The sequence below is a fragment of the Avibacterium endocarditidis genome (assembly GCF_965138825.1).
GTDB classification, from domain to species: domain Bacteria; phylum Pseudomonadota; class Gammaproteobacteria; order Enterobacterales; family Pasteurellaceae; genus Avibacterium; species Avibacterium endocarditidis.
The window spans coordinates 12,041-38,246 of sequence record NZ_CBCSDH010000008.1 but is presented as its reverse complement, the minus strand read 5'-3'; the positions used below and the strand labels follow the sequence as shown (position 1 = coordinate 38,246).

Below are 26,206 nucleotides of genomic sequence, written 5' to 3'. Positions count from 1 at the left end.
CAATGAATTTTTGGCTCATCAGTTTTGCGATCACCCTTATTGTGGCGCTAATTTGTTTTTATCCCTTATTATTTTCAGGCAAACAAGTGCTTGACAGCAACAAGCGTAACAAACTAAATAAAGCCTTTTATTTCAATCGTTTGCAAGAAATTGAAGAAGATGAAAAGCAAGGTTTAATTGAAAACGCCTCGCAGTTACGTACGGAATTACAGCAAACCTTATTGCAAGATATTCCTGAAAATGAACAACTTCAGCAAGATGGCAAACGCTATGGCAAAATTTGGTTTGTATCGGGCTTTTTAACCTTAGCAATTTTAGCGGGGCTAGGCTATATGCAAGCAGGCGCTTGGCATCAAGAAGCTATGCTTGAAAAAACCTACCAAAAACTGCCGCACTTTTATGAACGTTTAAAGGAAGAAGAAAGCAATCCAATGAACGATCAAGAATTGCAACAATTTGCCACCGCATTGCGCTTAAAATTGCAAAAAGAACCCAACAACGCGGCGGACTGGTGGACGCTTGGACAAATCGCAATGAATCTGGATAAGGCACGTTTAGCCTATGACAGCTACGCCCGTGCGGTAAAATTAGATCCTGAAAATATTGAATATCAGCTTTCTTATGCGCGCATTTTAATGTTTTCCGATGACCAAACGGATAAAAACAAAGGAATGGACTTGCTCAAAGGCGTTCTGCGCAAAGATCACAGCAACCTACAAGCCCTTGGTTTACTCGCATTTCAATATTTTGAAAGCGAAGAATACAAAATGGCCGCAGTCACTTGGGCGATGATGTTACGCCTAATCCCCGAAAATGATCCAAGAGTCGCCCTGCTTGAAAAAAGCATCCGCGCCGCACGCGATGCACAAGAAGAAAAGGAAAAGGCGGTGCAGAAAAAATAATCTTGTTTACTTAAGATTAATGTGTAACTAAAAGGGCGAGTAATGTTTAATATTTTTAAAAGACCAGTAAATAAAGAAAGTTTACAATCGTGGTGAAAAATCCTTGATGATATTGCAAAAGTTGCGATTTTAGCCGCCCCTGTAGTACTATATGGAGAGAATGCGATAGGCTATAAAGTACTAAATTGTCTATTTCTCGTTATTTCTGCCTATGCTTGTTTATTCAGTGCAGATTTTATGCGTAAGAATTTAGAGAAATTGATAACGGAAAAGGAGGAGTAAATGGCATTTACAATCGGGCTTGGTATTATGGCAGCACTGTGCGTGCTACTTGCTGTGACCTTAGAAAAAAGTTTAAAAACAAAATAATTCATTGGCTTGCAAATTTTAGACTTTTAATTTTGTGTGAAAAATGAATTCATTATTTTTAGGTTTTCATCATATTGCAATTATTGCGTCAGACTATGCGAAATCTAAACATTTTTACACGCAGATTTTGCAGGCAAAGGTTATTCAAGAAACCTATCGGGCGGAGCGAGAAAGCTATAAGTTGGAGCTAACCTTACCCGATGGCAGTCAAATTGAGCTGTTTTCCTTTCCAAATCCGCCAGCCAGACCAACAAGACCAGAGGCTTGCGGTTTACGCCATTTGGCATTTAAAGTAAAAAATATTCATCAAGTTATGGCATATTTAGCCCAACATAACATTTTTTGTGAACCTATCAGAGTGGACGAATTAACGGGTAAGCAATTTACCTTTTTTCAAGATCCTGATGGTTTGCCTTTAGAGCTTTATGAAATTGAATAAAATATTTGGTACAAAAATGAAAAAGTTGAATGTAACGATAGCGATCTTGAGTGGTCTTATTAGCAATATTGCTATAGCAGTCGAAGAAATGGTAGAACCTTCAGGTTATGTGGAAGTTTTTCGTTTTTCTGAAAGTCAGTCTGAAAGTCAAACCTACGTCAGCGGGCAATCAGAGCAACTAAATCCTCAAAAAATGAGCGATGCAGAAAAGCTAGCAAAAAGTATTGAGTTTGAAGTGTACGAAGTTGGAGAAAATCGTGTTGCTCACACGGTATTCAAATCTGGCGCAGGGATTTGTCGTGGGTTTAAATCGCATTATGGCGTGGATCTGACAGATTCTCGCACTTATTACGTTGATCAAGCCAATAATGAATATTATGCAAGTATCGCAGGCGCAACCATTTATTCTAAAAATGCGCCAGAAAATGTGCAATATGCTCCAGTATTTAACATTCAAGATGAAAAACTTGCCCAGCAAGTACAAGATGAAGAAAATAAATACGGTAAACAAGTGGCAACACAAAATATTACAAAAAATTCAGAAATGTTGAAAAAAACAATTTGTCGATAAAATGATTAAAAGATGAAAGGGAAGTATGATTACTTCCTTTTTTATAACTGTAAAATCTCTTTCACGAAAGGAATGGTGAGTTTACGTTGCGCCTGTAAAGACGCTTTGTCTAAATCTGCCAACGCGCGGAATAGGGTGTGCATATCGCGATCAAGGCGTTTAAGCAGAAAGTTAGCGGTTTCATCAGGCAGTTCAATGCCACGGGAATGGGCTTTTTGTTGCAGCACCTTGATTTTCTGCTCGTCATCTAAAGGTGCAAGCTGGTAACTTTCCCCCCAAGATAAACGTGAGCGTAAGTCAGGCAATTTCACTGGAAGCGCGTTTGGCGATTGATTAGCACTGATGAGCAAAATGCCCCGTCCTTGTTCGCGCATACGGTTAATCAGGTCAAAAATGGCTAGTTCCCATTCATCATTACCGATTACTGCTTGAATATCATCTAGGCAAACTAAATCTTGCTGTTCTAAATTTTCCAGCACTTCTGGGGAGAAATATTGCGATTTGCTCAATGGCACATAAATAGAAGGGCGTTGCTGCACTAAAAATTCATTGGAGCAGGCTTTTAGCAAGTGGGTTTTTCCGCTACTTTCCGATCCCCAAACGTAGAAAAACTGCTGTTTCGGATCTGCAAAATTTTTATGCAAGGAATCCAGCAACAATAAATTATTGTCGGCATAAAAATTCTCAAGAGTTTCTTCATCAATTTGATGAATGGGAAGCGGTAACTGCAAATCTAATAACCAATGTATTCGTAAACTAAAGTGCGGTAAGAATATACAAAAAAAATAGGGATAAATAAAGCCTACCCCTATTTTCTGCGTTGAATTTGGTGGAATTTTATTCTTGAATTTCTACCTGATCTTTCGCTTTCGGTAAAATCAAGTTAAGAATAATCGCCACAACCGCACATAAACTAATGCCTTTTAGTGAAATTTCGCCGAAGTTCACGAACATTCCACCGATACCAAAGGTCATCACCACGGAAATAATGCACAGATTGCGCGCTTCGGTAACATCAACTTTACCACGGATTAAGGTACTCATTCCCACCACGGCAATCGAGCCGAACACCAACATCATAATGCCGCCCATCACGATGGTTGGAATGGTGGAAAGGAATGCCCCCACTTTTCCACAGAAAGAAATAGCAATCGCCCATACGGCTGCCCAAGTCATAATATTTGGATTGAAGTTGCGGGTGAGCATCACCGCGCCTGTTACTTCGGCATAAGTGGTATTTGGTGGGCCGCCTAATAATGAAGCGGCGGTAGTTGCCACGCCATCACCTAATAAAGTGCGGTGTAACCCTGGTTTTTTTAGGAAATCTTTACCTGTTACCGAGCTAATCGCCATAATCCCGCCAACGTGTTCAACGGCAGGGGCAATAGCGATAGGTAAGAGATATAAAATCGCTTCCAGTTTAAATTCTGGTGTGGTGATATTTGGCAGACTGAACCAAGGTGCGTCTAGTACAGGTTGGAAATTGATTAAACCTAAAAATAAACACAGCACATAACCTGCGGTGATCCCAAACATAATCGGGATTAATTTCATAATGCCTTTCGCGAACACCGCAACAGAAAGGGTAGTCAGCAAGGTAACCATTGAAACGAGCACTGCATCATTGTATTCATAGGCAGAATTTTTGCCCAATGCCATATCCACCGCCACAGGTGCTAAACCCATACCGATAATAATGATCACAGGGCCAACCACCACAGGCGGGAACACTTTTTGCAATGCTTCTGCGCCTCTTAATTTAACTAAGGTACTCAGTGCAAAATACACCAAACCCGTGCAGGCAAGTCCGCCCATTGTTACCGCAATGCCCCAAGTGGCCACGCCATATTGGATTGGGGCAATAAACGCAAAGGAAGACGCCAGAAAAATTGGCACTTGTTTGCCTGTGCATAATTGGAAAAGCAATGTTCCCACGCCAGCGGTTAATAAGGCGGTGTTGGCATCTAGCCCGGTAATTAACGGCACAAGCACTAACGCACCAAAGGCCACAAACAACATTTGCAAGCCGACAAAAGCTTGCTTCGCTTTACTTTCCACCTCGACAGGTGCATTTGGATTGGTTTTTGTCATTTTAAGTTTCAACTCTCTGTCTGAATTAACTTTAAAAAAACGCTTTATTTGCATAAAACGCGCGGAAAAAAACGGCATAAATGCCGTTTCTAAAAAAGGTTATTTTGTGCCAAAAATCTTATCGCCTGCATCACCCAAGCCCGGGATGATGTAGCCTTGCTCATTTAATTTTTGATCGATAGAAGCAGTGTATAATTCTACATCAGGGTGTGCTTTTTCTAACGCAGCAATCCCTTCAGGAGCTGCCACTAACACTAAAACTTTGATTTGATTACAGCCTTTTTCTTTTAATAAATCAATGGTTGCAATCATTGAACCGCCTGTTGCCAGCATTGGATCGACCACGATCGCTAAGCGTTCTTCTAAATCACTGGCGAGTTTTTGGAAGTAAGGCACAGGTTGAAGAGTTTCTTCATCACGGTACATTCCCACCACGCTAATTCTTGCGCTTGGGATATGCTCTAACACGCCGTCCATCATTCCTAGACCAGCACGCAGAATTGGCACAACGGTTACTTTTTTACCTTTAATGCGATCCACTTCCACCGGGCCGCACCAGCCATCAATGATGACTTTTTCCGTTTCTAAATCTGCCGTTGCCTCATAAGTAAGCAAGCTACCCACTTCCGTGGCTAATTCACGGAAATCTTTGGTGCTAACATCAGCGGCACGCATTAAACCGAGTTTGTGTTTGACTAATGGATGTTTGACTTCAACAATTTTCATCTGTAACCCCTTATTTCGACCCGTAAAAATAAAATCGACAAATTCTAAATCAAAGTAACGAAAATGAACAGCGAAATTATGCAAAATCAGTGAAAAAAGTGCGGTGCGTTTTCACTGATTTTTTTATATAAAGCAAAAATCAGGCAGGGAAAGGAAACTCTGCGAGAAATAACTCTTTGATTTGTAAAGGATAGCCTTTGAGATCAAAATCAGAATAGCGCGCATAAAGCCCCGTTTTAGGATCTTGCTGCCAATATAGCGAAACACGCTGCATAGGTTGCTTAAATAACCATAAACCAATGGGCTGTTCGCCCAGCTGAAGCACATATTGCGCCACATTCTGCACGGTGGTTTGAGGAAGTGTCGTTTGAGCAAAAATCCACGGCGTGCCATCGCCTTTCAGCAATACTTCGCGTAACCAAATTTGCTCAAGTGCGGTACTTTTTGGCGAAATTTTTTCGCTTAAGTTTTCTTGCCAGCCTTGATAAATCACTTCTACGCGAAGTTGCTGGCAGGCTTGCTGTAATTTCTGCGTTAGCGAGCCTTGATGTTGCACCCATTGGGCAATTTCAGGCGCAGCAAAATGCCCTGATGTTTGCCAATCAGGGCGATCGAGTAATTGACGATAACGTTCAAAATCCATTTTTTAGACTTATTTTTGATGACGTTCTTTCAGCTTCGCGATAATATCCGCCCAGCTCAAGTCGGCATCTTGCAGTAACACCGTTAAATGATAGGCTAAATCCGCCGCCTCGCAAATGGTTTCTTCGCGATCTTTCACAGTTGCCGCCAGCGCAGTTTCCACGCCTTCTTCCCCCACTTTCTGTGCAATGCGTTTTGTGCCTCGTGCATAGAGATGTGCGGTGTAAGAACTTTCAGGATCAGCGCCTTTACGGCTGGCAATCAAACGTTCTAATTTGCTAAAAAAGATCCAATCAGGCTCGCTTGATTTTTCAAATTGATGAAAGCAACTTTCCGCCCCTGTGTGACAAGTTTCACCAATTGGATCGGCAAGAATTAATAGGGTATCATTATCACAATCCAAGCTCATATCCACCACATTGAGGAAATGCCCTGAGCTTTCCCCCTTTGTCCATAAGCGTTGCTTGGTGCGTGAATAAAAGGTAACTTTCCGCTCCGAGAGGGTTTTCTCAAGGGCTTCCGCATTCATATAGCCCAGCATTAACACTTCGCAAGTGTTTGCATTTTGTACGATAACAGGGAGCAAACCGCCCACTTTTTGCCAATTAATTTGTTCTGTTAATAATTTATTGCTCATTTTATTCCTTAACCTCTCACTTCAATTTTTTTATTGCGTAAATAACGTTTTAATTCGCCAATATCAATAATCCGCTTATGAAACACGCTTGCGGCTAATGCACCGTCCACATTGGCTTCAATAAAGGCATCGCGGAAATGCACTATTTCACCCGCTCCTCCTGAAGCGATCAGTGGTACGTTGCACACTTCCCGCACCTTTTTCAGTTGAACTAAATCATAGCCTTGACGCACGCCGTCTTGATTCATCATATTTAGCACGATTTCGCCTGCCCCGCGTTTTTGCACTTCTTGCACCCAATCGAGGGTTTGCCAGTTTGTTTGGCGGGTGCGTTTTTCATCTCCTGTGTATTGGTTCACCCAATATTTATCTTGTGCTGCGTCATACCAAGTGTCAATTCCCACCACGATCGCTTGTACACCAAAACGATCCGCCAAGCGAGAGATTAAATCAGGATCGGCAAGTGCGGGGGAATTTATGGAAATTTTATCCGCGCCAAAAGTGAAAATTTGCTCTGCATCGGCAATAGTCTTGATTCCCCCAGCCACACAGAATGGAATATTGATCTCTTTGGCAACCCGTTCCACCCAGCTTTTATCTACGGTGCGGCCGTCTGACGAGGCGGTGATGTCATAAAACACCAACTCGTCCGCGCCTTCTTCCGCATAACGTTTTGCTAGCGGCACAATATCGCCGATAATCTCGTGGTTGCGGAATTGCACGCCTTTCACAACCTGCCCATCACGAACGTCTAAACAAGGGATTATGCGTTTTGCCAACATTGAATTGCCTCCGCCACGTCAAATTTTCCTTCTAGTAACGCACGACCCACAATCACGCCAGCCACGCCCGTGTTTTTTAACGCAGCAATGTCTGCCAACGAGCCAATGCCGCCTGAGGATTGAAATTCAATCTGTGGAAAGGCGGTGCAGATTTCTTGGTATAACGCCACATTCGAGCCTTGCAATGTGCCATCGCGAGAAATGTCAGTGCATAGTACGTGCTGTAATCCCACTTGGCTGAAATCTTCAATCACTTGCTCCAAAGTGAGCGAGCTAGTTTCTTGCCAGCCGTGAATGGCGATGCGTTTTTCACCATCCACGATATGAATGTCTAAGGCTAAAACGAATTTTTCTGCACCATATTTTTGAAACCATTGCTTCACCATTTCAGGCTGCTTAACCGCTGTTGATCCAATGACTACACGGTTCGCCCCAACACGCAATAAATCTGCTACATCTTGTTCTGTACGAATGCCCCCGCCCACTTGAATATGAGCTTGCGTTGCGGCAATGATTTCGCCAATAAGTTTAGTTTGGCGTTGGCTCGGATCTTTCGCCCCCGTTAAATCCACCAAATGGAGTTGTTTCGCCCCTTGCGATAAATAATGCTGAAATTGGGCGATGGGATTGTCGCTATATTGGGTCTGCTGGGCGTAATCCCCTTGATACAACCGCACAACCTTACCGTCAATAAGGTCAAGTGCGGGGATAATTTGTGATGTTTTTTTCATTGTTGTGTTCTCTTTTGTTTTTATTAACTAAGCCATAAACGTAATTTCAAGCCCCATGGGCTGCTTAAGCCTGTGGTAGTGTGAACGATTTTACCGTTTTTAATAATGATAATACTTGGCGTAACCTGAATGTGCCATTGGGCGGAAAGCAATCCCTGTGGATCATTTACGGTCAAAAAATTATATTGATGTTGCTGTAAATAGTCTTGTACCGCCTGATCATTGCCTGATTTTAACGCCACGCTCACCACTTGCACTCCCTCATTGGCGAGGCTAGCGATGCTGGGTGAAGTGAGGCGACAAATACTGCACCAACTGCCCCAAAAATAGAGTAGGACGGGTTTCTCTTTGCTGAGTTTAGCTAACTGAACGCTTTCCCCATTCAATGCAAGCAATGTCTGTTGCAAAGCATTTTCTGGGGCATTCGGTCGCCGCCAATAATCCATTGCGAAAGAGATCGCGCTAAACAATAGGGCAAAAACGAGCAGATTTTTCACCGCACTTTTGATTTTATTCATTACAGATTTTCCATAAAATTCCGCAATAATTGTTCGCCTACCTTGCCTGAACGCTCAGGGTGAAATTGCACGCCGTAGAAGTTATTTCTTGCAATCGCCGCAGAAAATGGCACGCCATAATCACTAGTGGCAATGGTATTGTCATTCGGCAACACGGCATAACTATGCACAAAATAGAAATAGCTGTCTTGCGGAATATCGCTAAAGAGCGGGTGATTATCCTGATAATGCACCTTATTCCAGCCCATATGCGGTAGCGGCAAGCCTTTGTTTGGCAATAATTCCGTTTTTCCTTGAATGAGCTTGAGTGTGCTGATCTCGCCCTCCGCTGAATAATCGGTCATTAATTGCATTCCCAAGCAAATGCCTAAAACAGGCTGAGTGAGCTGTTGAATTGTTTCAATTAAGTGTCGAGATTGCATACTTTGCATTGCGGCTGACGCAGTCCCCACCCCCGGTAAAATAAGTTTTTCTGCACTTTGAATTTTGGCTAAATCATCGGTAATTTCCGCCTGATAGCCCAAGCGCTCAAACGCAAATTTCACCGAAGAAAGATTAGCGCAGCCTGTGTTGATGATAGTAATGGTTTGCATTGTTTTCTAATCTATTATAAATGTGGTTACATTGTGTTGAATTAATTAATAGCTACTTAATTTTATTTAAATTTTTAGCGATAGATGGATTTTTCAGAATTTCTAATTGTAAATCAATTTGTTTATTTGGGTCTGGTATTGATTTAGATAGAATTAAACTTCTTAATAATTCTGTTAAAGGCTCTCCAATCCCTTTTCTAAAATTAAATCCTAGTAATTGTAGGATTGTTAAAGTTTCTTTAGATATTAATGGGGTTAATATTTCTGTTATTACACTAGCTTGCTCAAAGTCATTAATGTGTGAACTTATCTCTTTTATCTTTGGGATAAACTCTTTCGTTATATATTCTATATCCTCTTTAGTTATTTTTTGTGATATTAGCTCTTGCTGATATGCTTGAGAAATTTGCAGTAATTCATTTTTATCAGATATTAATTCTTGAATAATTTCTTCTAATTCATTTATTGTTTCTTTATCATTTTTTTTAGCCTTGATAGCTTTGATTTTAGTGCTAATTGCTAATGCTGTGTTTTTGGCTAATGCCTCAGATAGTTTTATTCCTAAATCAATTAATTGTTGCTCCATAATAACTCCTATATATTAAATATTTTTATGCTAATTCTAGAATTTATTTAATTTCATAAACTAAAACACCGCAATGTTCCAAATTAGAGCTAGGTGCAACTTCATAATCCTTACCTGCAACTGGTACAAAAGTGACTTCGTTACCTGAACAATGTTTATATGTTATAGTTGTTATACCTGTTGCGACATTTTCGAATTTATGAGGAGGTGTTTGAATTGAATTTTTTACCGTAATTTCTTTACCAGCAGGTACGACAAATTCTTTAAAAAATGCCCCAGATCCGATATTGGATAATTGTGAAGGATCTTTGCTTAATGGAGTTTCAGGCATACCAATAGGTTCATTGCCCTTCATTCCTAATAATGATGCCATTGCTTGTCCTGCACTACTGCCAACAGTAATTTTTTCTATTTGACCGTTAATTTCAACTTTCATCGAACTTGGTCTGCCATTTTGTCCGAAAATACGTACTCTAGCATCAGTTGATGGATTATAAGATTTATCTTTAATTGATAAATCTGTACTTTGACAAGCTGATAGTGAAATGGCTAATAACGCAAATAAAAGTTTTTTCATAAGCTACTCCTTAATGGATAAAAATACTAAGAGTGGAAATATTTAAAAATTTCGTAAAATTCCACCGCACTTTACTAAAAATATTCATTACAGAACACCCTTACTACTCGGCATTTCATTCCCTTCAATGCGAATAGCTTGTCTTAAGGTGCGTCCGAACACTTTGAACAGGCTTTCGATTTTGTGGTGATCGTTGTCGCCACTGGTTTTTAAGTGTAAGGTGGCGAGCATTGTAAATGCAAGGGATTGGAAAAAATGTTCGGTCATTTCCGTGCTGAAATCGCCTACTTTTTCCCGTTTGAATTTCGCTTTAAATTTGAAGTAAGGGCGACCAGAAAGATCCAACGCACATTCTGCTTTGCACTCGTCCATTGGCAACACAAAGCCAAAGCGGGCGATGCCACGTTTATCGCCGATGGCTTGTTTTAATGCTGTGCCGAGTGCAAGAGCGGTATCTTCCACCGTGTGATGTTCGTCAATATGCAAGTCCCCTTTACAGCTGATGTTCATTCTAAAACCGCCGTGAGTAGCGATTTGGTCGAGCATATGATCGAAAAATCCCACGCCCGTGTGAATGTGGTTTACGCCCGTTTCATCTAGCCACACTTGCACTTTGATGTCCGTTTCTTTGGTTTTGCGTTCCACTTCGGCATAACGTGGCGTGCGTTCGCCGATATTGGTAACAGGTTCAGCCAATAATTTTTCTGCGATCAAATCCCAATTCAACTTTTCGGGATGATATTGCAGGGCTTGAATACCCAAGTTTTCCGCCAACTGAACATCAGTGGCACGATCGCCAATCACAAAGCTGGTGGCAGGATCAAAAAGCTGTTTTTCAATATATTTTTTGAGCAATTTCGTTTTTGGCTTACGGCATTGGCAATTGTCTTCAGGTTTATGCGGACAAATTAAAATATCATCAAATTCAATGCCTTGTGAGCGAAAAACTGCCAACATCGCATTGTGTGGTTTGTCAAAATCCTCTTGCGGAAATGAAGCCGTACCAAGCCCATCTTGGTTAGAAACCATTACAAAGCGATATTTCTTTTGCAGTTTCAACAACGCGGGAATAACGTTTTTTTCAAATTTAAGCTTTTCCAAGCTGTCAATTTGAAAATCCGTTTTCGGCTCGTCAATTAATGTGCCATCACGATCGATAAATAAGGTTGATTGTTGTGTCATTGTTTTTTTCCTTTTTATATTTTTCCCCATACGAGCCGTATGGGGTTAGTTAAACAAAGCCACGCCGTGGCTTTTAGCGCCAGTGGTGCTAAGTTAATTAACCTAGTACGGCTCGTGCTAGGAGGGTTTCCCATATGAGCCGTATAGGTTCGTTAAGCAAAGCCACGCTGTGGCTTTTAGCACCAACGGTGCTAAGTTGGTAAACCTAGTACGGCTCGTACTAGTTGGAGCTAAATATCATCGTAGAAATATTCAGTTATATTGATATTATGCTTATTGAGTAATATCTTAATTTCATCATCAAAAATTTCTTTTTGATGATGAGTTTTCTGATTTTTTATATAGTTAATAATTTTATCTTTATCATTTTGGTTATAGCTTAATGCACAATAACCTTTTGACCACGCATAAAAATCAGGAAAAAAGTATGGGTGTTTTTCTATCCATTTATGTGTTGCATTTTTTAATTGTTTTACAAAACTAGCTACTGAAATACTAGGGTGTATTTCTACAAATAAATGTAAATGATCGGGCATTCCATTTATACGATGTAAAACACAATGTTTTTGCTGACAAAAAGCCCAAATATAATGATAAAGTTCTTTTTCATAATTTTCACAAATTGCAGGAACACTCTGCATTGTGCGAAAAATAATATGGTAAAAAAGTTTGGTATAACTCATTTAATCTAGCACCTTTATCGCCTCAACCACCCGCAAGTTTTCCTCTGCCGTTCCCACTGTAATGCGAATGCAGTTTTCTAACCCTAAGGCATTGTTTTGATTGCGTAAAATAATACCTTGATCCCACAGGGTTTCGAATATCTTTTGTCCATTTTTAAATTTCACTAAAAGATAGTTGGCTTCGCTGGTAAAAATGCGTTCCACTTGAGGCAGGGCTTGCAGTGCGTTAATCAAGAATTGGCGTTGCGATTTCACCAGCTCTACTTGTGCTTGCATTTGGTATAAACCTTGTTCAGATAAGGCTTGAGCTGCGAGATCTGAAACGGGTACGGGGATTGGGTAAGGGGCGATGACTTTTTGCAATACGCCGATAAGTTCCGCATTTGCTAGCGTGAAGCCACAACGCAAGCCCGCTAAAGCGAAGGCTTTAGAGAGGGTGCGAATGATGGCAAGATGTGGGTAGCTTGTCAGCATTTGCACCATCGTGCTTTCAGGGCAAAACTCAATATAGGCTTCGTCCACCACTACGATCGCGTGGTTTTTGGTCATTTCTAGTAATTGGATTAAATCCGCACGGCGTAAAAGATTGCCAGTGGGGTTATTTGGGCTACAGACGAAAATCACTTTCACCTTGGCAAGATTATTTGCAATATTGGCTAAATCTAACTGAAAATCTGCCGTTAATGGCACGGTTTTTGCTGTGATACCACAGGTTTCTGCACTCACCGCATACATTCCATAGGTTGGCGGGCAGTACAGCACGCTGTCGCCATTTTCGCAAAAGGCACGGATAATCAGCTCAATTCCCTCATCGCCCCCACGCGTAATCAGCACGTTTTCAGGCTGAACACCCGCATAGGTAGCATAAGCCTTCACCACGTTTTCGGGCTGAGCTTCGGGGTAGCGGTTAAATTGATGCTGGGTTAAATTGAAATCTGGTGAAAGCGGATATTCATTGGCATTCAGCCACACATCACCACTCCCCCCTAAACGGCGCGCGGATTGATAGGGCGTGAGTGCTTGAATGTTTTTGCGTGATAAGGTTGTGATTGTCATTTTTGTTCTCTCTAAAAATTTTTGTTTTTTTGACCGCACTTTTATTTAAGCAAAATAAAATGTTCGATCAGTTTTATCATTAATTCTTTTTGTTCGGGTAAACTTTCCGCGACTAATAATGCCAGTGCAACGAGTGTATTATCGTTAATTAATTGTTCTACTGACTTGGCAAGCAAATGCTGATTTAATCTCAAATACCAAAGGAATAGAAACGCTCCCGTTCGTTTGTTGCCATCAGTTAAAGGGTGGTTTTTAATGATGAAATACAACAAATGAGCAGCACGGCTGGCGATATTTGGATAAAACAGCTCATCACCAAAACCTTGTTCGATAGTATTTATGGCAGAAATTAATCCGTCATTGCGTGGGTTGGCGAAGAGTGGCGTGGCTTCTCCTTTTTCAATGAGCGTTTGCTTTAATTGTGCAATCGCTTTTTCTACATCTTGTATTAATAATGGACGCATTTCATTTTGTTTTTGCTGTTTAGAATTTAGGCTTTGTTCGTCATAAGCCTGTAATAAGCTCCAGCTGCGTGCATATTCCTGTACGACATTAAGCACGGCTTTTCCTTCCTCATTCACTAAGGTTTGGTTGCTTAATGTGCGATCCAGTAAGGCGATCACTTGGCTAAATTCTACGCCCTTTTCTGTTAAACGTTTTTGGTTCAGCGTATAACCTTGAACAAGATATTCTTTAAGGCGTTGGGTTGCCCAGATACGAAATTGCGTCCCTGCTTTTGAATTAACTCGGTAGCCTACAGAAATGATGACATCAAGATTATAGAACTCAATATTACGTTCTACTAACCTATTGCCTTCTTTTTGAACTGTTGCATTTTTTGCAACAGTTGATATTGGATCTAACTCGCCTTCTTTAAAAATGTTGCGTAGATGTCGTGAAATAACGGATTTATCACGCCCGAATATATCCGCCATCTGTTGTAAGCTAAGCCAAACGGTATCTTGATTAAATTGCACCTCGACTTGTGTTGAACCATCTTGCGATTGATAGATTTCAATTTGATTTTGCATATTCTCTCCGATATTTAACTGTATATAAAACCAGTAAATTATTCGTTATTTATACAAATTTTGCAACTTTTCCAACCGCACTAATACCGCATTTTTATGTGCATCAAGCTGTTCTGCCGCAGCCATTTGAATGACGGTTGGGGCAAGAGCGCGGAAGCCTTGCGGGCTAAGTTCTTGCACGGTCATTCGTTTGCTGAAATCTGCTAAGCCGAGGCTTGAGGTGGTGCGGGTGTAGCCATAAGTGGGAAGAACGTGATTTGTGCCGCTGGCGTAATCCCCCATACTTTCAGGGCTGTATGCCCCAAGGAAGATCGATCCTGCATTGTCGAGTTGATCCAATATGCCACGTGCATTTTCCACTTGAACGACCAAATGTTCTGGTGCATATTCATTGCTGATTTCAATGGCTTGGCTCAAGTTTTCGGCGATAAAAATACGGCTGTGGCTGAGGGCTTGGCGAGCGGTTTCTGCACGCGGGAGCATTGCCAGTTGGCGTTCAATAGCAAGTGTGGTGTTTTTGGCTAAGGTTTCACTTGGGGTAACCAAAATCACTTGGCTGTCCGCCCCGTGTTCCGCTTGGGAAAGCAAATCACTAGCCACAAAATCGGGATCGGCATTTTCATCAGCTAACACTAATACTTCGGAGGGGCCTGCTTGCATATCAATGGCAGCACCGTTCAGTGCTTGGCTCACTTGGCGTTTGGCTTCAGTAACAAAGGCGTTGCCGGGGCCGAAGATTTTATCCACTTTAGCAACGGTTTCTGTACCGAATGCCATTGCGACAATAGCTTGTGCGCCGCCAACAGGGTAAATAGTTTCGACCCCGCAGAGATCTGCCGCATATAAAATCGCATCAGCGATAGGTGGCGGGGAGCAAAGCACGATTTTTTTACAGCCTGCAATTTTGGCAGGAATAGCAAGCATTAAGACGGTGGAAAAAAGCGGGGCAGAGCCACCGGGGATATACAAGCCCACCCGATTAATCGGGCGAGTTACCACTTGGCAACGCACGCCCGCTTGGGTTTCAATGTCCACCGCTTGGGGGATTTGTGCTTGGTGAAAGCGTTCAATGTTGGTTTTGGCATTTTGAATGGCGGTTTTTAATTCATCGGGTAAGCGAGCCGCTGCCGCTTGAATTTCCGCTTGCGAGATAACTAGGCTGTCTAGTTTGACCTTGTCGAATTTTTCGCCTAATTCAAATAACGCCTTGTCGCCTTCACCTTGCACTTTCTCACGAATGGCGTCCACAGCGTCTTTAATGGATTGTGCTGCCGAAATAGCAGGACGCATTAAGGCTTGTTGTTTTTCTTGTTCGGTTAAGTTTTTCCAGATTAGGGTTTGCATTGTGTTCTTCCTTAAAAATTGTTGCAAAATTTCACCGCACTTTAAGCGAGCATTTTTTCAATGGGTAGCACTAAAACCGAGCTTGCGCCCTGTGCTTTCAATTCTTCCATTGTTTCCCAGAATAAGGTTTCTTGGCTCACTGCGTGCAGTGCCACTTTGCTTTCATCGTGAGCGAGAGGCAAAATGGTTGGGTTTTCCACACCTGGTAGCAGAGAAATAATGGTTTCCAGTTGGGCTTTTGGTGCGTGTAGCATAATGTATTTGGATTCACCTGCTTGTTGAATGCCTTGAATGCGGGTTAAGAGCCTATCCACAAGGGCTTGTTTTTCGTTTGATAACGGTTCTTTGCGTTGAATCAGGCAGGCGGTGGAACGATAAATCACTTCCACTTCTTTTAAGCCGTTCGCTTCAAGGGTTGCGCCCGATGACACTAAATCACAAATAGCATCAGCTAAACCTGCAGATGGGGCAACTTCCACCGAACCATTGAGCAAGGTGCTTTTGAAGGCAACGCCTTGTTCGTTCATATAGCGTTTGAGTAAATTAGGGTAGGAGGTGGCAATGCGGCAGTTGGCGAAGTCTTGCACGCCGTTGTAAGCCCGATCGCGATCAATGGCTAAGGATAAACGACAGCCACCGAAATCTAAGGTACGTAATTTCTTGTAAGCCACGCTTTCGCCAGTGGCAAGGCGACCGAGTTCTTCCTCTTCCAGCACGTTTTCGCCGATAATGCCGAGATCCACAATGCCGTCAAAAATTAAGCCGGGAATATCGTCATCACGCACGCGCAGAATTTCAATGGGCATATTTTCCGCATAAGCGATTAAACGTTGTTCGTTCCAGTTAATTTTTACGCCACATTGCTTGAGCAGCTCGGCGCAATCTTTGCTGAGGCGACCTTTCTTTTGTAAGGCGATTCTTAAGCGAGTTGGGTTAGTCATTGTGTTTTCCTTCTAATTAAAAATATTGGGTATAAAAAAATCTCTCGAAAGAAACTTCCGAGAGATCGCTAATTTTTAAATTAGTAGAATTGGCAACACTCGCTCGGAAGTCCTATCTTCCAAGCAATAACCATCGCCTGAAAGATTATTCAGGGTGATGGTGATGATGAGTGTTGCGATTAAAATTCATTTTGTGTTTCTCCAAAAACTAACTGGTTATTAATCTATGCAAAAAAATTTTTTTATGCAAGCAAAATTTTCAACTTTTTTTCGCTTTAATGAAAAGTAACACGGGGCGATGCTGCAAATCCTTGAATTCTTGCTGCCATTCGGGGCGATCTACCAGCATTGGTTCAGCCATTTTTTCGATCTGAAAACCTGCGCGAATCAGATCATTTACAATGGTAGAAAGGGTGCGATGATAGGTTTTAAAAGGTTGTTTGAACCAATTTCGATCCCGTTCTCCTTCATCACGATAATAATTTAAACGATAAGCAAGCTGTTGTTTATGCTGATCTTTTTCCCAACGCTCGCCACCTTGATAGCAAGTTACAATGGGGTGTTCTTGTGAGAAAATAAGCGTGCCGTTGGTGTTGAGCTTGGCATAAATATCCGCGAGCAGCTGGGGAAAATCCTGCACATAATGAAAGGCGAAAGAACTGGTAACCACATCAAAATTGTCATCTGGCAAGGTATTTAGCTGTTCCATTGCGAGCTGGTATAACGCAAAGTGAGGTTGTTTTTCGGCGAGATTTTTTGCTGCTTGCTGCAACATTGCTTGAGATAAATCCATTCCCACCACAAATTCTGCGCCTTTTTGCAAATAAAGCTGCAAATGCTCACCCATTCCACAACCCAGATCGAGCAGCTTTTTGCCTGTTAAATCAGGCAATAAACTGAGCATTGTGGGTTTTTCCACAATTTCATTCAGGCTAATGGGATTTTGACGTAATTTTTGGTAAAGCTCAAAAAAGCCTTCTTTATCGTAAACGGAGGTTTTCATTATTGTTATGCGAAAAAATTAGCACGGTTTCCCGTGCTAATGGTTGAAATTTAAGCCTATTTTAAGTGATTTACGCTTATCTGCCAAATACCGGTAGCAAGCCAAAGAGATCAGCCAGTTGAATAAAGATATTGAGCAGACCGAACAGGATAACGAAGTAAATCATTCCACTGCCACCATAAACTTGGTAGGTTTGATTTGGATATTTCGCGCGGCAAGCTTTGGCAAGAAGCGCAGGAATGATCACCGCCCAAATGGTTGCCGCAAGCCCTGCGTAGCCAATGGCGATCACAAAGCCATAAGGGAAAAGCAGGCTTAAAATCAACGGCGGTAAGAAGGTGATTAATGCGGTTTTTGTTCTGCCTGCGCTGCTGTTGTCGAATTTGAATAAATCGGCGATGTAATCAAATAAACCAAGGGTTACGCCAAGGAATGAGCTGGCGATCGCCATATAGGCAAAGAAACGCAACATTAAGCCCACAAAATTCGTTTGGATTTGGCTATTCAAGGCTTCAAGTAATGCTGCAATGTCGCCGCCTTTTTGGATCACAGGGATAAATTCATTGCGTGGTAAATTGCCCTGAATGGCAAGCTGCCATAGCATATAGATGATTAATGCGATGAATGTGCCGTAAATAATAGATTTGGTCACTTTGCTGCTATCGCGATCATAATATTTCACTAAGCTCGGCACATTTTGGTGGAAACCAAAAGACACCAAACAAACTGGTAAAGCAGCAAGGGCGAATGGTAGATATTGGCTATTTTCTGTGGCTAGGCTATCAAGCAAAATATCGGTGTTTACCATTCCCAATAAATTGGTTACAGAGAGCAAGAAAGCGACCACCATTCCCGCGATTAAAACGGTACTAAAGCGATCTACGGCTTTGGTGGAAAACCATACGAAAAAGGCGAGTACCGCACAGAAAATCAGCGAGCCAGAAACGCGTCCAATTTCCACCGCACTTTGTTCGCTGCTAAATAATTGATTCAGAAAACTTTCCGTCAAACCGCCGCCAGAGGTGATATAAGCGTAGGTGAGAATATAGAGTACAAACGCCACGGAAAGCCCATTTAGCACGTTCCAGCCTTTACCGAGCAAATCTTTAACGATGGTGTCAAAACTTGCCCCTGTGGGATAATGCAAGTTAGCTTCCAGTAGCATTAAGCCCGATGTGGTCATACAAAACCAAGTGTAGCAAAGGATCAAAATAGAACCGATAAACCACACGCCAGAAGTGGCAATGGGGTTGGCCAACATTCCTGCACCAATGGTGCCGCCAGCGATAATCATTGCGCCGCCGAATAAGGAAGGATTTTTTTTCATAAATTCACCTATAAGTTTAATACTGGTATCGATGAACTATTATAATAGTACAAAATAAAAATACAATGGCTAAATTGCTCGTTTAACTTGGCAAAAGCAAAAAAATCAAGCTATAATTCAAGAGTTTTATTACCATTCATTAACTAGAAGGAAAGACCAAATGGGTTTAGAAATCGTTCCAGCAGGAAAAGAACTTCCTGATGATATTTATGTTGTTATTGAAATCCCAGCTAATTCAGATCCAATCAAATATGAAGTGGATAAAGAAACTGGGACATTATTCGTTGATCGCTTTATGGCAACCGCAATGTTCTACCCAGCGAACTATGGTTACATTAACCACACCTTATCTTTAGATGGCGATCCTGTTGATGTATTAGTCCCAACTCCTTATCCATTACAACCAGGTTCTGTGATCCGTTGCCGCCCAGTGGGTGTGTTAAAAATGACGGACGAATCAGGTCAAGATGCGAAAGTGATCGCTGTGCCACACACAAAATTAAGCAAAGAATACGATCACATTAAAGATGTAGGTGATTTACCAGCTTTATTAAAAGCCCAAATCCAGCACTTCTTTGAAAGCTACAAAGCCCTTGAAGCGGGTAAATGGGTGAAAGTTGATGGTTGGGAAGGTGTTGAAGCCGCCCGTCAAGAGATTTTAGAGTCTTTTGAGCGCGCGAAAAAATAATTTTTCTTTTACTTTTAATACCGCCTTTTCGTAGGGCGGTATTTTTCTATGTGTAAACTTAAGGAGTGAAAATGTTAAAAACCTTGAAAAAAATTACCGCACTTTCTGTATTGGCATTAATGCTTAACGCCTGTGCGGATTCCGCGAGCATTAACCAACAAGCCGCAGCAAATTACCGCCAAACGGTGAATCAAGCACAACAGCAAGGGGCAGTGGATACCACCTCCACCACCGCAAAACGCATTCATAAAGTCTTTAACAAAATGTACCCTTATGCGAATCAAGAAAACCACACAGGGCAACCCTTCAACTGGCAAATTACGGTGATTAAATCCGATGAGCTAAACGCGTGGGCAATGCCGGGTGGAAAAATGGCATTTTATACAGGATTAGTGAATAAATTGCGGCTCAGTGATGATGAAATCGCTACCGTAATGGGGCACGAAATGGCTCACGCCCTCAAAGAACACGGTAAGAAAAAAGTAAATATGGGCGTATTTACCGAAGTGATCGCACAGGTTGCACACGTTGCACTTTCAACCCAAATTGGCGCTGATGGCAGTGGCTTAGTGGTCGGCTTAACCAAAGACTGGGCGCTCGATAAACCTTATTCTCGCAGCGCTGAAACAGAAGCCGATGAAGTCGGCTTATTATTAATGGCAAAAGCGGGCTACAACCCAGAAGCCGCACCTAGATTATGGGAAAAAATGCAAAAAGCATCATCTGGTTCACAAGGTGTACTTGCTGCACTTTCTTCCACTCACCCAAGCGATAAAGATCGCCAACAAAATCTACTTCGCCTAATGCCAGAGGCTGTGGCGATTTATAAAGCGAGTAAGTAATCATTTACAAATAGACAAAACAAAGTGCGGTGGAAAATTCGGAGATTTTACACCGCACTTATTTTTACCTTTTCTAAGAACGAGTTGGTTTTCTCAGTTCCCAGCCTGTTTGGGTTTTGATTAAATAAAGGCTTTTGTCTTTTGCCGCATAGCCACCTTTTACCGCATCTAAAATTAAATTTGGTGCTAAATTAGCGGAAAATACTTCTGCTTTACCTTGTTCTTCGGCAAGAATGACATATACCGCAAGGGTTGGATTTTCAGGATCAGTTAAACGAATATCGGCAATGGTAAAAGGTTGCACGCATTGCTGTTTGAGTTCTGACCACGTGTAGCCAGCAGAAGGAATACAGCCTTTTTCATCACGGTCTGCACCTACTAAAGGCATTGGCGAAGGGGAAGTACAGCCCATTATCAGGGCCGTACTAAGCAAGGATAATGTGATAGTTTTTTTCATCTTAACGTCTTGGTAAATAGTTTACAGGATCAACGGATTTACCTTTGTAACGAATTTCAAAGTGAAGTTTTACGCTATTTGTGCCAGAGCTGCCCATTTTGGCAATTTGCTGACCTGCGCGTACTTCTTGCTGATCTTTCACTAAAATGCTTTCGTTATGCGCATAGGCACTGAGGAAATCATCATTATGTTTGATGATGATAAGATTTCCGTAACCGCGCAATGCGTTTCCAGCATAAACAACGCGACCTGCAGCAGCGGCATTAACCGCTTGACCACGCGAACCGCTGATGTCGATCCCTTTGTTCCCACCATCAGAAGTGGAGAACCCTTGCACGATTTTACCGCTAGTTGGCCATTGCCACGCCACATTTGATACAGCTGGCGCTTGAGTTTGCACGGGTTTTGCCACAACTGGTGCAGTTGGGGTTACCGTTACAGGTGCTTGCGCAGTGGCTTGTGCTGGTGTGCCAGTATTTGATTTGATTGGGCCAATAATTGAGCCATCAGAGCCATATTGTGTGCCATTAGGGCCTGGGGTATAGGTTACTGCAGGCTCAACAGGTTTAGCAGGTTTTTCCGCAGGTTTTACAGCGCTAGTGGTCTTCACCGGAGTTGGTGCGGTTTCGTTAGACACTTTCAAGGTTTGTCCCACGCTTAAGGTGTAAGGCTCAGACATATTATTCATTGCTGCAAGCTCTTTGACATCAATGCCACAAATATAAGCGATTAAGAACATCGTATCGCCTTTGCGCACTTTATAGGTATTCCCTTTATAAAAGCCTTTGTCGATTTTGCTGTAATCTGGCGCATTGGTTTCAGGATTACGCGGAATCTCAAAATTTTGCGAAACCTGCTGTGCTTTGGCTTGCGTGTTAGTCACAGTTTTTTTAGTTTGTTGAACCACTTGGTTTGCTCGTTGTTGCACTTGAGCAACCTGAGGCGTTTGTACCTGCGGTGCTTGATAAGCTGGTTGCGTTGGTGCAGTCATTGTGGCAGGCATACTTTGTTGTTGAATTTGTGGTTCCCAAGTATTTCCTGCGTTGTTATTTACGGGTTGCATTGTACCTGGAGGTAATGCGCCATCAGCACTTTCTACAGGCGCTGGTGCGCTAGACGAACAAGCGGATAGTACTGCTACGCTAATAGGTAAAAGTAAAAATGATTTTTTCATTGGAGTTCCTCTATTAATTCATTGATTCTGGCATAGGTTGTTTTTCAATAATCGGTTGCCATTGGGCATCTTCCGTTGCACCAGTGCCAAGCACAGGCTGCATCATTCCCGGTGGAAGGGCATTTTCATCTTGCTGTTGTGGTTCTGATGAACAAGCCCCTAACAGAGAAAAGCAAGCAAATAAGATTAAAAATTTCTGCATTTTTGACCGCACTTTTATTTGAAAATGAAATAAATAATCACAGCAAGAAGCACCACCGCCCAGCCAATCCACTCAATGGATTGACGTAGCCGATGGGCAAATTTCTGCCCGCCCCAAGCGGATAATTTCGCCACCAAAATAAACCTTGCCAGCCGTGAAACGAGGGAAATGAGCAAAAAAGGCACAAATGCCATATGCATTACACCCGCACAGATAGTAAAAAGTTTATAGGGTAACGGCGTAAAGCCCGCAAGAAACATCACCATAACGCCCCAACGTTGAAACCAACTGAGCAGGGTGTCAAATTGTGCTTGATAACCAAGGCTAACGAGATAATGCTGAATACTATCAAAGGCATAATAGCCCAATGCGTAGCCCACAATCCCGCCAATTGGGGAAGCGACGCCTGCATAAACGCCAAAACGCACAGCACGTTTGGGCTGAGAAATCGCCATTGGGATCAGCATTACATCGGTCGGAACGGGGAAAAAAATGGATTCAATAAAGCTAGTAAACATCAACCAACCCGTCGCATAGCGGTGGGTTGACCATTGCATCACTTTATCGTACAGCGTACCAAAAATTTTCAATCGACAATCCTCAAGCTGTTGTAAAACATTGCATTATTCACTTTTTAACCAATCTTGTAAAGATTGAAGTGAGTGATAAGCGGTCATATCTGCTTGGATTGGCGTAATGGAAACATAGCCATTTTTCACCGCGTGAAAATCCGTGTCTTCTTGCTCATATTCCGCCAAGCCTGCAGGGCCAATCCAATAGATTGTGTCGCCACGGGGATCTTGCTGTTTAATCACTTCGGCGGCAGCCGCACGATAACCCAAATGACAAACTTTGATGCCTTTAATTTCTTCATAAGGCAAGTCTGGCACGTTAATATTCAAAATTTCACGGCTTTTTAATAGCTGGCTGTGTAATTTCGGGATTAATTCGCACACAATGAGAGCGGCAGTTTCGTAGTGTTGGCGACCATCAAGGGAAACTGCAACCGCTGGCAAGCCAAGATGACGACCTTCAAACGCCGCAGCAACCGTGCCAGAATACAGCACATCATCACCTAAATTCACCCCTGCGTTAATGCCAGACACCACCAAATCCACTTGCCCAGACAGAAAACCATTCAAGGCTAAATGCACGCAATCGGCAGGTGTGCCATTAATGCAATAATCGCCATTATCCAATTTCATTGGGCGTAAAGGCTCAACTAAAGTGAGCGAGCTTGAGGCAGCACTGCGGTTGCGATCGGGGGCGACCACCGTAACTTGTGCGATTTTACGCAATTCTTTGGCAAGGGCTTTGATGCCTTCGGCGTGAATGCCATCATCATTAGAGAGTAAAATATTCATTGCATTTCCTATTCAATAATCTGTACTAATTCGCGAACGAGCGCCGTGGCATAACTGCCAGCAGGCAAATAAAACGCCAGTTTTAGCCCTTCGGGTAAAAATTCCCAATGCAAATGCTGTGCTTGCATTAAGAGCGGGCGGCGGCTGGGCTTCATTCGTTCCTTTTGCATTAAATTTAAAATATCTTGATGTTGCTGCACGATCGCCATTTCACGCGGATTGGCTGGCTGAATGCTTTCCCCAACTAAAGGCGCGGTGAGCAAAATATCTTGATTTTCTAACCGCTCTTTTAAGGCATTTAAATCTTCATTTTCATCAATTTGAAACCAACTGTGCGAACCGTTGAGCTGCACAATGTCGCCCAGTAAAATTTGCTGTGTAAGCTGTGCTTGAATGCGATCGGACACCACCAAATTAAATATTTCACTGCGCGCGGCGGAAAGATAAAAACTCCGCTTTTTGCGATCTTTCACCTTAATTTCGCCTTGAGCCCAACGCATTGCTTGGGTGAGATTATGCCCATCACGCCCGAAACGTTGTTCGGTGAAATAATTGGGAAAGCCAAAATTTGCTAAATTTTCTAACCGCACTTTAAGATCGGCTGTTTCCGTTGCACCACGCAGCAAAATTTCAAAATGATTGCCCGCAAGGCTACCCGTGCGAATTTTGCGATTATGGCGGGTAACCTTGAGGATTTCTACCCCCTCCAAATGGAATTGGCTGAAATCAGGGGTGGGCTGGCCTGCCATATGTAAGCAGAACCACTGTTCAGTAACTGCTTTGCGATCTTTTAACCCCGCATAACTCATATTTCTCGGCGAAATGCCCGCAAACTCTGCCAATTTTTCCCCCACGAAAAGGGTGTTAGCATCGGTTTTCCGAACATACAGGGCAACAAATTCCCCCTCGCCTGTCATCTCATAGCCCAAATTTTCTTTAACGATAAAATCCGCACATTCTGCTTTCAAATGGGCTTGTTGAGTCGGCGGGGATTGCAAATAAGCCAGCTCCAGCATTGATTACCCCTTAACCAACAGGGCAACCGCTTCGCACGCAATGCCCTCGCCCCGCCCTGTAAAACCGAGCTTTTCGCTCGTGGTGGCTTTCACGTTCACCTGTTCCACATCGCAATCTAACACCTGCGCAATGGCTGCACGCATATTATCAATATGCGGACGCATTTTCGGCGCTTGCGCAATGATGGTTACGTCCACATTGCCGATTTTATAGCCCTTGCCTTGCACTTGACGATAAGCCTCTTGCAGCAACCCTTTGCTGTCCGCCCCCTTATATTGCGGATCAGTGTCCGGGAATAATTTACCAATATCCCCCAGCGCCACCGCACCTAACAAGGCATCAGTTAGAGCGTGCAACGCCACATCGCCATCACTATGCGCCAGCAAACCTTTCTCATAAGGCACTGCCACCCCACCAATCACAATCGGCCCTTCACCGCCAAAGGCGTGTACATCAAACCCATGCCCAATTCGTATCATATTTTTTCCTAATTGCTGATCAAAAATAGTGCAAGATTATAGCATCACAAGCCCTATTCAAAAATGGATAATTTAAGTGCGGTGGGATTTTTGTGAGTTTTTCACCGCACTTTTATTTGCTTGTGATATTTACTTCTTAGAAAAATCCGTTACTGTATAACGCTAACCTTGCTGTATGGAGAAACCAATGAAACACCTCCCCCTTATTCCCGGTTTATTATTAACTGTTTTAATTAGTGTGCTGGCGAGCTGGATTGCGCAAACTCAGTTGGCGATGCAGTGGCATATTAGCGCCTTGACCTTAGCCATTGTATTGGGGATTTTGGGCGGTAATACGTTTTACCCTTATATTGAGCCACAAATGAAAGCTGGCGTGTTGTTTGCGAAAGGAATTTTACTGCGTTGCGGTATTGTGCTGTTTGGCTTTCGTTTAACCTTTCAGGATATTAGCCAAGTAGGATTAAGTGCGCTGTTTGCCGATGCCACCGTGCTGATTTTAACCTTTTTGCTTACTTGTTGGGTGGGCATCAAATGGCTGAAGATCGATCGTCAAATCGTACAGCTTACCGCGGCAGGCTGTAGCATTTGCGGAGCGGCGGCGATTATGGCGACAGAGCCGATCGTAAAAGCGCCATCTTATAAAGTTTCTGTAGCAGTGGCGTTGATCGTGATTTTCGGCACGCTGAGTATGTTTCTTTACCCTGTGTTGTATCCTTATTTGCAAGCCTATTTGCCTGATCAGGCGTTTGGTATTTATATTGGAGCAACAATTCACGAAGTGGCGCAAGTGTATGCCGCAGGCGCGAATATAGGTTCACAAGTGGCGGATACTGCGGTGATTTCTAAAATGATACGAGTGATGATGCTCGCGCCATTATTATTGGCGTTGTCCTATTTTTTACGCCGTGAAAATGCGGAGGCTCAAGGCAAAATCACCATTCCTTATTTTGCGTTATTATTTATTGGCGTAGCAATTTTTAATTCTTTCAATTTATTACCGCAAGCCGTGGTGAATTTTTTAGTTCAGCTTGATAGTGTTCTATTAATGATGGTAATGGCAGCATTAGGACTTACCACCAATATTAACTCTCTCAAACAAGCAGGAACAAAACCGCTATTATTAGGTGCGATTATTTGGATTTGGTTAATTGTGGGGGGATTAGGGATTAATCTCGTTTTCACTTATCTTTTAGGATAAATTCAGATTGAACTAAGCAAGCCAAAAACATTGAGAAAAAGCACCGCACTTTAT

Annotated in this window: 32 protein-coding genes and 1 other annotated feature; of the genes, 6 read left to right on the top strand and 26 right to left on the bottom strand. The window is 42.5% G+C overall.

The annotated features are described in order from the left end of the window. Nucleotides 1-2: 2 nt before the first annotated feature. From ccmI to ACNAV8_RS06155, 3 genes are all read left to right on the top strand, one after another. Nucleotides 3-902: a c-type cytochrome biogenesis protein CcmI gene (ccmI, locus tag ACNAV8_RS06165; protein ID WP_103855221.1), complete on the top strand. Its 900-nt coding sequence runs from the start codon at nucleotides 3-5 to the stop codon at nucleotides 900-902. Between the two features lie 412 nt (nucleotides 903-1,314). Then, nucleotides 1,315-1,710, top strand: a complete 396-nt coding sequence (gene gloA2 / locus ACNAV8_RS06160; protein WP_103855220.1) for an SMU1112c/YaeR family gloxylase I-like metalloprotein — start codon at nucleotides 1,315-1,317, stop codon at nucleotides 1,708-1,710. A 16-nt stretch (nucleotides 1,711-1,726) separates the two neighbouring features. Beyond that, nucleotides 1,727-2,281, top strand: coding sequence for a hypothetical protein (locus ACNAV8_RS06155; RefSeq protein WP_146256870.1), 555 nt, complete (start codon nucleotides 1,727-1,729; stop codon nucleotides 2,279-2,281). Nucleotides 2,282-2,322: 41 nt separating this feature from the next. Here ACNAV8_RS06155 and hda read toward each other — a convergent pair whose 3' ends face one another. The 19 genes from hda to ACNAV8_RS06060 form a co-directional block, all read right to left on the bottom strand. Continuing rightward, nucleotides 2,323-3,030 (bottom strand): DnaA regulatory inactivator Hda, encoded by a 708-nt coding sequence (gene hda, locus ACNAV8_RS06150; RefSeq protein ID WP_415777412.1) that lies wholly within the window; start codon nucleotides 3,028-3,030, stop codon nucleotides 2,323-2,325. Nucleotides 3,031-3,118: 88 nt separating this feature from the next. Continuing rightward, nucleotides 3,119-4,372, bottom strand: a complete 1,254-nt coding sequence (locus ACNAV8_RS06145; protein WP_415777394.1) for a nucleobase:cation symporter-2 family protein — start codon at nucleotides 4,370-4,372, stop codon at nucleotides 3,119-3,121. A gap of 99 nt (nucleotides 4,373-4,471) precedes the next feature. After that, a complete protein-coding gene (gene upp / locus ACNAV8_RS06140) occupies nucleotides 4,472-5,098 on the bottom strand; it encodes a uracil phosphoribosyltransferase (protein WP_103854208.1) in 627 nt (208 codons plus the stop codon). 139 nt (nucleotides 5,099-5,237) lie between these two features. Beyond that, nucleotides 5,238-5,741, bottom strand: a complete 504-nt coding sequence (locus ACNAV8_RS06135) for a chorismate--pyruvate lyase family protein (protein ID WP_415777393.1) — start codon at nucleotides 5,739-5,741, stop codon at nucleotides 5,238-5,240. A 9-nt stretch (nucleotides 5,742-5,750) separates the two neighbouring features. Further along, a complete protein-coding gene (gene hisIE, locus ACNAV8_RS06130; protein ID WP_103855218.1) occupies nucleotides 5,751-6,377 on the bottom strand; it encodes a bifunctional phosphoribosyl-AMP cyclohydrolase/phosphoribosyl-ATP diphosphatase HisIE in 627 nt (208 codons plus the stop codon). Between the two features lie 8 nt (nucleotides 6,378-6,385). After that, complete coding sequence (gene hisF, locus ACNAV8_RS06125; protein ID WP_103855217.1) at nucleotides 6,386-7,159, bottom strand: imidazole glycerol phosphate synthase subunit HisF; 774 nt, start codon at nucleotides 7,157-7,159, stop codon at nucleotides 6,386-6,388. After that, entirely contained in the window at nucleotides 7,141-7,890 is a 750-nt protein-coding gene (hisA, locus tag ACNAV8_RS06120; RefSeq protein WP_110479089.1) for a 1-(5-phosphoribosyl)-5-[(5-phosphoribosylamino)methylideneamino]imidazole-4-carboxamide isomerase, read from the bottom strand. The genes hisF and hisA overlap by 19 nt, the downstream gene beginning before the upstream one ends. Before the next feature lie 23 nt (nucleotides 7,891-7,913). Beyond that, complete coding sequence (locus tag ACNAV8_RS06115) at nucleotides 7,914-8,408, bottom strand: protein disulfide oxidoreductase (protein ID WP_103855215.1); 495 nt, start codon at nucleotides 8,406-8,408, stop codon at nucleotides 7,914-7,916. Next, complete coding sequence (hisH, locus tag ACNAV8_RS06110; protein ID WP_103855214.1) at nucleotides 8,408-9,001, bottom strand: imidazole glycerol phosphate synthase subunit HisH; 594 nt, start codon at nucleotides 8,999-9,001, stop codon at nucleotides 8,408-8,410. Before hisH ends, ACNAV8_RS06115 begins: the two co-directional genes overlap by 1 nt. A 52-nt stretch (nucleotides 9,002-9,053) precedes the next feature. Beyond that, nucleotides 9,054-9,587, bottom strand: coding sequence for a hypothetical protein (locus tag ACNAV8_RS06105; RefSeq protein ID WP_103855213.1), 534 nt, complete (start codon nucleotides 9,585-9,587; stop codon nucleotides 9,054-9,056). Nucleotides 9,588-9,630: 43 nt separating this feature from the next. Next, nucleotides 9,631-10,164, bottom strand: a complete 534-nt coding sequence (locus tag ACNAV8_RS06100; RefSeq protein ID WP_415777392.1) for a hypothetical protein — start codon at nucleotides 10,162-10,164, stop codon at nucleotides 9,631-9,633. A gap of 87 nt (nucleotides 10,165-10,251) precedes the next feature. Further along, a complete protein-coding gene (hisB, locus tag ACNAV8_RS06095; protein ID WP_103855212.1) occupies nucleotides 10,252-11,346 on the bottom strand; it encodes a bifunctional histidinol-phosphatase/imidazoleglycerol-phosphate dehydratase HisB in 1,095 nt (364 codons plus the stop codon). A gap of 230 nt (nucleotides 11,347-11,576) precedes the next feature. Continuing rightward, nucleotides 11,577-12,029, bottom strand: a complete 453-nt coding sequence (gene tnpA / locus ACNAV8_RS06090) for an IS200/IS605 family transposase (protein ID WP_415777391.1) — start codon at nucleotides 12,027-12,029, stop codon at nucleotides 11,577-11,579. Beyond that, nucleotides 12,030-13,085 carry a histidinol-phosphate transaminase gene (gene hisC / locus ACNAV8_RS06085; RefSeq protein WP_103855211.1) on the bottom strand — a complete coding sequence of 352 codons (1,056 nt, stop codon included), beginning with the start codon at nucleotides 13,083-13,085 and terminating at the stop codon, nucleotides 12,030-12,032. A gap of 41 nt (nucleotides 13,086-13,126) precedes the next feature. After that, complete coding sequence (gene rhuM / locus ACNAV8_RS06080; RefSeq protein WP_415777390.1) at nucleotides 13,127-14,116, bottom strand: RhuM family protein; 990 nt, start codon at nucleotides 14,114-14,116, stop codon at nucleotides 13,127-13,129. A gap of 45 nt (nucleotides 14,117-14,161) precedes the next feature. Further along, nucleotides 14,162-15,460 carry a histidinol dehydrogenase gene (gene hisD, locus ACNAV8_RS06075; RefSeq protein WP_103855210.1) on the bottom strand — a complete coding sequence of 433 codons (1,299 nt, stop codon included), beginning with the start codon at nucleotides 15,458-15,460 and terminating at the stop codon, nucleotides 14,162-14,164. A gap of 41 nt (nucleotides 15,461-15,501) precedes the next feature. Then, a complete protein-coding gene (gene hisG / locus ACNAV8_RS06070) occupies nucleotides 15,502-16,401 on the bottom strand; it encodes an ATP phosphoribosyltransferase (RefSeq protein WP_103855209.1) in 900 nt (299 codons plus the stop codon). Between the two features lie 32 nt (nucleotides 16,402-16,433). Further along, nucleotides 16,434-16,571: a sequence feature (His leader region), on the bottom strand. Nucleotides 16,572-16,660: 89 nt separating this feature from the next. Next, nucleotides 16,661-17,404: a class I SAM-dependent methyltransferase gene (locus tag ACNAV8_RS06065; protein WP_415777389.1), complete on the bottom strand. Its 744-nt coding sequence runs from the start codon at nucleotides 17,402-17,404 to the stop codon at nucleotides 16,661-16,663. Between the two features lie 76 nt (nucleotides 17,405-17,480). Then, nucleotides 17,481-18,731 carry an aromatic amino acid transporter gene (locus tag ACNAV8_RS06060; protein WP_103855208.1) on the bottom strand — a complete coding sequence of 417 codons (1,251 nt, stop codon included), beginning with the start codon at nucleotides 18,729-18,731 and terminating at the stop codon, nucleotides 17,481-17,483. 160 nt (nucleotides 18,732-18,891) lie between these two features. On the opposite strand from ACNAV8_RS06060, the gene ppa reads away from it, so the two are divergent. Together ppa and ACNAV8_RS06050 are read left to right on the top strand one after the other, a co-directional pair. Beyond that, complete coding sequence (ppa, locus tag ACNAV8_RS06055) at nucleotides 18,892-19,419, top strand: inorganic diphosphatase (RefSeq protein ID WP_103854223.1); 528 nt, start codon at nucleotides 18,892-18,894, stop codon at nucleotides 19,417-19,419. A gap of 71 nt (nucleotides 19,420-19,490) precedes the next feature. Continuing rightward, complete coding sequence (locus ACNAV8_RS06050; protein ID WP_103855207.1) at nucleotides 19,491-20,261, top strand: M48 family metallopeptidase; 771 nt, start codon at nucleotides 19,491-19,493, stop codon at nucleotides 20,259-20,261. 73 nt (nucleotides 20,262-20,334) lie between these two features. On the opposite strand, the gene ACNAV8_RS06045 is transcribed toward ACNAV8_RS06050, so the two are convergent. Genes ACNAV8_RS06045 through ispF form a run of 7 tightly spaced genes read right to left on the bottom strand, consistent with a single transcriptional unit; the run spans nucleotide 20,335 to nucleotide 24,954 of the window. After that, entirely contained in the window at nucleotides 20,335-20,718 is a 384-nt protein-coding gene (locus tag ACNAV8_RS06045; protein WP_103855206.1) for a hypothetical protein, read from the bottom strand. Between the two features lies 1 nt (nucleotide 20,719). Then, the gene (gene nlpD / locus ACNAV8_RS06040; RefSeq protein WP_103855205.1) at nucleotides 20,720-21,892 is read right to left on the bottom strand and encodes a murein hydrolase activator NlpD; all 1,173 of its coding nucleotides are present in this window, start codon (nucleotides 21,890-21,892) and stop codon (nucleotides 20,720-20,722) included. Between the two features lie 13 nt (nucleotides 21,893-21,905). Beyond that, nucleotides 21,906-22,094: a hypothetical protein gene (locus ACNAV8_RS06035; protein ID WP_103854175.1), complete on the bottom strand. Its 189-nt coding sequence runs from the start codon at nucleotides 22,092-22,094 to the stop codon at nucleotides 21,906-21,908. Between the two features lie 14 nt (nucleotides 22,095-22,108). After that, nucleotides 22,109-22,684 (bottom strand): YqaA family protein, encoded by a 576-nt coding sequence (locus tag ACNAV8_RS06030; RefSeq protein WP_415777388.1) that lies wholly within the window; start codon nucleotides 22,682-22,684, stop codon nucleotides 22,109-22,111. Between the two features lie 33 nt (nucleotides 22,685-22,717). Further along, nucleotides 22,718-23,458, bottom strand: coding sequence for a 5'/3'-nucleotidase SurE (surE, locus tag ACNAV8_RS06025; protein WP_415777387.1), 741 nt, complete (start codon nucleotides 23,456-23,458; stop codon nucleotides 22,718-22,720). Nucleotides 23,459-23,466: 8 nt separating this feature from the next. Next, nucleotides 23,467-24,474, bottom strand: coding sequence for a tRNA pseudouridine(13) synthase TruD (gene truD / locus ACNAV8_RS06020; protein WP_415777386.1), 1,008 nt, complete (start codon nucleotides 24,472-24,474; stop codon nucleotides 23,467-23,469). A 3-nt stretch (nucleotides 24,475-24,477) separates the two neighbouring features. Next, complete coding sequence (ispF, locus tag ACNAV8_RS06015) at nucleotides 24,478-24,954, bottom strand: 2-C-methyl-D-erythritol 2,4-cyclodiphosphate synthase (protein ID WP_103855203.1); 477 nt, start codon at nucleotides 24,952-24,954, stop codon at nucleotides 24,478-24,480. Between the two features lie 187 nt (nucleotides 24,955-25,141). Between ispF and ACNAV8_RS06010 the strand changes: the two genes are divergently transcribed. Beyond that, complete coding sequence (locus ACNAV8_RS06010) at nucleotides 25,142-26,152, top strand: YeiH family putative sulfate export transporter (RefSeq protein WP_103855202.1); 1,011 nt, start codon at nucleotides 25,142-25,144, stop codon at nucleotides 26,150-26,152. The last annotated feature ends 54 nt before the right edge of the window (nucleotides 26,153-26,206 follow it).

Coding starts and splice junctions, on each gene's coding strand:
- gloA2 (WP_103855220.1), top strand. CDS start 1,315: ATGAATTCATTATTTTTAGGTTTTCATCATATTGCAATTATTGCGTCA.
- upp (WP_103854208.1), bottom strand. CDS start 5,098: ATGAAAATTGTTGAAGTCAAACATCCATTAGTCAAACACAAACTCGGT.
- truD (WP_415777386.1), bottom strand. CDS start 24,474: ATGCTGGAGCTGGCTTATTTGCAATCCCCGCCGACTCAACAAGCCCAT.
- surE (WP_415777387.1), bottom strand. CDS start 23,458: ATGAATATTTTACTCTCTAATGATGATGGCATTCACGCCGAAGGCATC.
- nlpD (WP_103855205.1), bottom strand. CDS start 21,892: ATGAAAAAATCATTTTTACTTTTACCTATTAGCGTAGCAGTACTATCC.
- hisD (WP_103855210.1), bottom strand. CDS start 15,460: ATGCAAACCCTAATCTGGAAAAACTTAACCGAACAAGAAAAACAACAA.
- rhuM (WP_415777390.1), bottom strand. CDS start 14,116: ATGCAAAATCAAATTGAAATCTATCAATCGCAAGATGGTTCAACACAA.
- ACNAV8_RS06155 (WP_146256870.1), top strand. CDS start 1,727: ATGAAAAAGTTGAATGTAACGATAGCGATCTTGAGTGGTCTTATTAGC.
- ppa (WP_103854223.1), top strand. CDS start 18,892: ATGGGTTTAGAAATCGTTCCAGCAGGAAAAGAACTTCCTGATGATATT.
- ACNAV8_RS06115 (WP_103855215.1), bottom strand. CDS start 8,408: ATGAATAAAATCAAAAGTGCGGTGAAAAATCTGCTCGTTTTTGCCCTA.
- hisF (WP_103855217.1), bottom strand. CDS start 7,159: ATGTTGGCAAAACGCATAATCCCTTGTTTAGACGTTCGTGATGGGCAG.
- hisC (WP_103855211.1), bottom strand. CDS start 13,085: ATGACAATCACAACCTTATCACGCAAAAACATTCAAGCACTCACGCCC.
- ACNAV8_RS06060 (WP_103855208.1), bottom strand. CDS start 18,731: ATGAAAAAAAATCCTTCCTTATTCGGCGGCGCAATGATTATCGCTGGC.
- hisB (WP_103855212.1), bottom strand. CDS start 11,346: ATGACACAACAATCAACCTTATTTATCGATCGTGATGGCACATTAATT.
- tnpA (WP_415777391.1), bottom strand. CDS start 12,029: ATGAGTTATACCAAACTTTTTTACCATATTATTTTTCGCACAATGCAG.
- ACNAV8_RS06045 (WP_103855206.1), bottom strand. CDS start 20,718: ATGAAAAAAACTATCACATTATCCTTGCTTAGTACGGCCCTGATAATG.
- ACNAV8_RS06145 (WP_415777394.1), bottom strand. CDS start 4,372: ATGACAAAAACCAATCCAAATGCACCTGTCGAGGTGGAAAGTAAAGCG.
- ACNAV8_RS06010 (WP_103855202.1), top strand. CDS start 25,142: ATGAAACACCTCCCCCTTATTCCCGGTTTATTATTAACTGTTTTAATT.
- ACNAV8_RS06035 (WP_103854175.1), bottom strand. CDS start 22,094: ATGCAGAAATTTTTAATCTTATTTGCTTGCTTTTCTCTGTTAGGGGCT.
- ACNAV8_RS06065 (WP_415777389.1), bottom strand. CDS start 17,404: ATGAAAACCTCCGTTTACGATAAAGAAGGCTTTTTTGAGCTTTACCAA.
- hisG (WP_103855209.1), bottom strand. CDS start 16,401: ATGACTAACCCAACTCGCTTAAGAATCGCCTTACAAAAGAAAGGTCGC.
- ispF (WP_103855203.1), bottom strand. CDS start 24,954: ATGATACGAATTGGGCATGGGTTTGATGTACACGCCTTTGGCGGTGAA.
- ccmI (WP_103855221.1), top strand. CDS start 3: ATGAATTTTTGGCTCATCAGTTTTGCGATCACCCTTATTGTGGCGCTA.
- hisH (WP_103855214.1), bottom strand. CDS start 9,001: ATGCAAACCATTACTATCATCAACACAGGCTGCGCTAATCTTTCTTCG.
- ACNAV8_RS06100 (WP_415777392.1), bottom strand. CDS start 10,164: ATGAAAAAACTTTTATTTGCGTTATTAGCCATTTCACTATCAGCTTGT.
- hisIE (WP_103855218.1), bottom strand. CDS start 6,377: ATGAGCAATAAATTATTAACAGAACAAATTAATTGGCAAAAAGTGGGC.
- ACNAV8_RS06135 (WP_415777393.1), bottom strand. CDS start 5,741: ATGGATTTTGAACGTTATCGTCAATTACTCGATCGCCCTGATTGGCAA.
- ACNAV8_RS06050 (WP_103855207.1), top strand. CDS start 19,491: ATGTTAAAAACCTTGAAAAAAATTACCGCACTTTCTGTATTGGCATTA.
- ACNAV8_RS06105 (WP_103855213.1), bottom strand. CDS start 9,587: ATGGAGCAACAATTAATTGATTTAGGAATAAAACTATCTGAGGCATTA.
- hisA (WP_110479089.1), bottom strand. CDS start 7,890: ATGAAAAAAACATCACAAATTATCCCCGCACTTGACCTTATTGACGGT.